The sequence below is a fragment of the Micromonospora sp. NPDC023633 genome (genome assembly GCF_040640035.1).
GTDB lineage: Bacteria > Actinomycetota > Actinomycetes > Mycobacteriales > Micromonosporaceae > Micromonospora.
The window spans coordinates 1-2,785 of sequence record NZ_JBFABB010000258.1; the positions used below are offsets into that span (position 1 = coordinate 1).

Below are 2,785 nucleotides of genomic sequence, written 5' to 3' on the forward strand. Positions count from 1 at the left end.
GCGGGCCGGCGGGGTGCGGGCCGGCGCGGTGCGGGCCGGCGGGGTGCGGGGCGCGCGGCGCGGGCGGCATCGGCAGGCGGCCGACCGGGGCGAGCGGCGGGTGGGTGGCGAACTGGCGTAGCCGGCCGCGGCGGTAGCGGCCGAGGGCGAAGACGTTGAAGAAGTGCAGCGCGCCGAGCACCAGCAGCACCAGGCCGATCTTGAGGGAGAGCTCCTCCATGGCCTGGGCGGTCGACCCGACCGGATCGGGGTGCTTCATCGCCACCGTGACGTAGCCGAGGTTGAGCAGGTAGAAGCCGACGACGAGCAGGCTGTTCACAGCCCTCGCCAGCCGCTCGTCGGCGAACACCTCCTCCAGGAAGACCAGCCCGTTGCGCGACAGCGCCCGGGCCACCCAGACGGTCAGCCCGATGCTGATCGCCAGGTAGACCAGGTACATCCAGACCTTCGTGTCCATCGCCGACGCCCTTCTTGAACGTGTTCAAATCTTGTGGCCTCAGCGTAGGCGACTTCTTGAACGTGTTCAAGTGGACCCTCGCGGCCGGCGGCGTGGCCCGGCCGGCCGGGGGGTCGGTATGGTCGATGCGCGCCGCTGCCAGGCGCGTCCTTTCGACGATGAGGCGGGCCATGGAGCGGGGTACGCGGGACACGGAGCCGGGGCGGGTGGTCCTGCGCCCGGCCGGTGAGATCGACATGGCCACCGCCGGCGAGTTCGAGGCGGTGCTGACCGAGGCGCTGCGCCGGCCCGGCGTCCGGGAGGTCGTCGTCGACCTGGCCGACGTGCGCTTCCTGGACTCCAGCGGCGTACGCGTCCTGGTGCACGGCGTCGCGGTGGGCCGCGGGGGCGACGTGACGCTGCGGGTGACCGGCCCGCAGCCGGGGGTGGCGCGGGTCCTGCGGATCACCGGGGTCGACGCCCTGCTCGGGCTCGCCGACGAGGCCACCGGCCGGCCTGTCGCGCGGGGGTGGCGCGGGCTGGACTGACCCGGCTCAGGGCTCCGCGTTCGCCGACGCGGTCGCGGACCACTCGACCAGCATCAGGGTCGCGTCGTCCTGGTGCGCCCCGCCCTGGTGCTCCGTCAGCGCGTGACTGAGCCGGCGCAGCGTCTCCGCGGCCGGCAGCCCGGACCCGATGTGCCTCTCGGCGAGGTCGGCCAGCCGGGACAGCCCGAACATCCCGCCCGCCGGGTCGCGTGCCTCGGTCACCCCGTCCGTGTGCAGCAGCAGCCGGTCGCCGGGCTCCAGCCGGGCCTGGGCGACCTCTCCGCCGTCGTCCGGCAGGCCGAGCGGGAGCCGGCGGCCCCCGGCCAGCTCCTGCACGGCCCGTCCCCGGCGCAGCAGCACCGGCGGCGGGTGCCCGGCGTTGACGTACCGCAGCAGCCCGGAGCCGGTGTCGAGCTCGGCGAGCACCGCGGTGACGAACCGCGCGTCCCGCCACTGGGCGACGATCGCGGCGTCCACCGCCCGCCCCAGACCGGGCAGGTCCGAGCCGGCGCGCCGGGCCGCCCGCAGCGCGGCCAACGCCACCGAGGTGGTGAGCACCGCCGGCAGGCCGTGACCGACCCCGTCGAGGATCGCCAGCGTCAGGGTCCCCTCGTGCACCGCGTAGTCGAAGGCGTCCCCGCCGACCTCGTAGCAGGGTTCGAGCAGGGCGCTGACCGCCGCCTCTGCGGTGGCGAAGGTCAGCGGCGGAAGCAGGTGCCAGAGCAGCTCGGCGGAGACCCCCATGGGCCGGCTCCGGCGCGCCCGGTGCAGGACGTCGCCGTAGTCCCTCTTGCTGGTGACCAGGTGGCCGACCAGCCCGGCGATGAGCCGGCAGCCGTCGCGGAGCGCCTCGTCGGCGAGGTCGGCGTCGGCCGGCGGGAACACCTCCAGCAGCCCGAGCCGGTCGGTGCCGTTGACGATCGGCACCCACAGCCGCGGCGGTGGCCCGTGGCCCGCGTGCACCTCGACCTGGGTGAAGGCGCGGCCGGCCAGGCTGGTGTCGATCGGCAGCACGTCCGGCGCGGGCCGGCCCGACCCCGGCAGCGGGCGCAGGCCGCGCTGCTCGGCGTCGACCAGGTACACGGTCGCCGCCACGCCCAGCGGCCGGAGCACGGCGCCGACCGCGGCCGCGAGTTCGTCCGGGGGCAGCCGGTGGGACCGGGACACGAGGTCGGCCAGGGCCCGGTGCCACGGGTGGGTGGCGGTCATGCTGTCGCATACCCCGGCCGGGCCCGGTCGAAGCCGGCCGGGCCCGGCCGGGGGGCGAACCGCCGCGGGCGGCGGGCGCCCGGGTCAGCCGGCCAGGCCGAGCACCTCGGCGGCCGCGCGCCCGCAGGCGTGGCTCGCGCCGTACGTGGTGACGAACGCCCGTACGCCCGCCGGACGCCACGGGGAGGGCCAGCCCATCTCGACCACGGTCACCGGATGCTCGGCGGCCAGGGCGGTCACCAGGTCGGCGCCGCCCGGCAACCGGTGCAGATGGCGGCCGACCAGCACGATCGGCCGGTCCCCGGCGAGCTGGCGCAGGGCGGCGGGCCCGGTCTCGGTGGCGACCACGCGCAGTTCCTCCGCGCCGTCCAGGTGCGGGCCGAGGCCCCACGGCACCCGCCCCTCGGCGAGGGTCGACGTGGCGTGCAGCTGGACGACCAGCGGGCGGTCCAGGCCGGCCAGTTCCCCCTCCACCCGCACGGCGCGCCGTGCCGCGGCGTATGGGGCATGATGACTTGACGTCATCCCCACCTTCCTCCGAGTTGACCCCGGCAGTCTTCGATGAGTCCCCGCCATAACGCGCTGGCAACAT

Annotated in this window: 3 protein-coding genes and 1 rRNA gene; 1 reads left to right on the forward strand and 3 read right to left on the reverse strand. The window is 76.1% G+C overall.

The annotated features are described in order from the left end of the window. A partial coding sequence (locus tag AB0G13_RS34455) for a hypothetical protein (protein ID WP_357883820.1) occupies positions 1 to 457 on the reverse strand: 457 nt, incomplete at its 3' end. Between the two features lie 170 nt (positions 458 to 627). Between AB0G13_RS34455 and AB0G13_RS34460 the strand changes: the two genes are divergently transcribed. Further along, complete coding sequence (locus tag AB0G13_RS34460) at positions 628 to 984, forward strand: STAS domain-containing protein (protein WP_357883823.1); 357 nt, start codon at positions 628 to 630, stop codon at positions 982 to 984. A gap of 6 nt (positions 985 to 990) precedes the next feature. Here the strand turns inward: AB0G13_RS34460 and AB0G13_RS34465 are convergent, their stop codons facing one another. Continuing rightward, positions 991 to 2,193, reverse strand: a complete 1,203-nt coding sequence (locus AB0G13_RS34465; protein WP_357883826.1) for a PP2C family protein-serine/threonine phosphatase — start codon at positions 2,191 to 2,193, stop codon at positions 991 to 993. 413 nt (positions 2,194 to 2,606) lie between these two features. Continuing rightward, positions 2,607 to 2,785, reverse strand: a 16S ribosomal RNA gene (locus AB0G13_RS34470); the annotation flags it as partial.

Bases quoted from the DNA above. Each gene is read 5' to 3' on its own strand.
- AB0G13_RS34460 (WP_357883823.1), top strand. From the start codon at position 628: ATGGAGCGGGGTACGCGGGACACGGAGCCGGGGCGGGTGGTCCTGCGC.
- AB0G13_RS34465 (WP_357883826.1), bottom strand. From the start codon at position 2,193: ATGACCGCCACCCACCCGTGGCACCGGGCCCTGGCCGACCTCGTGTCC.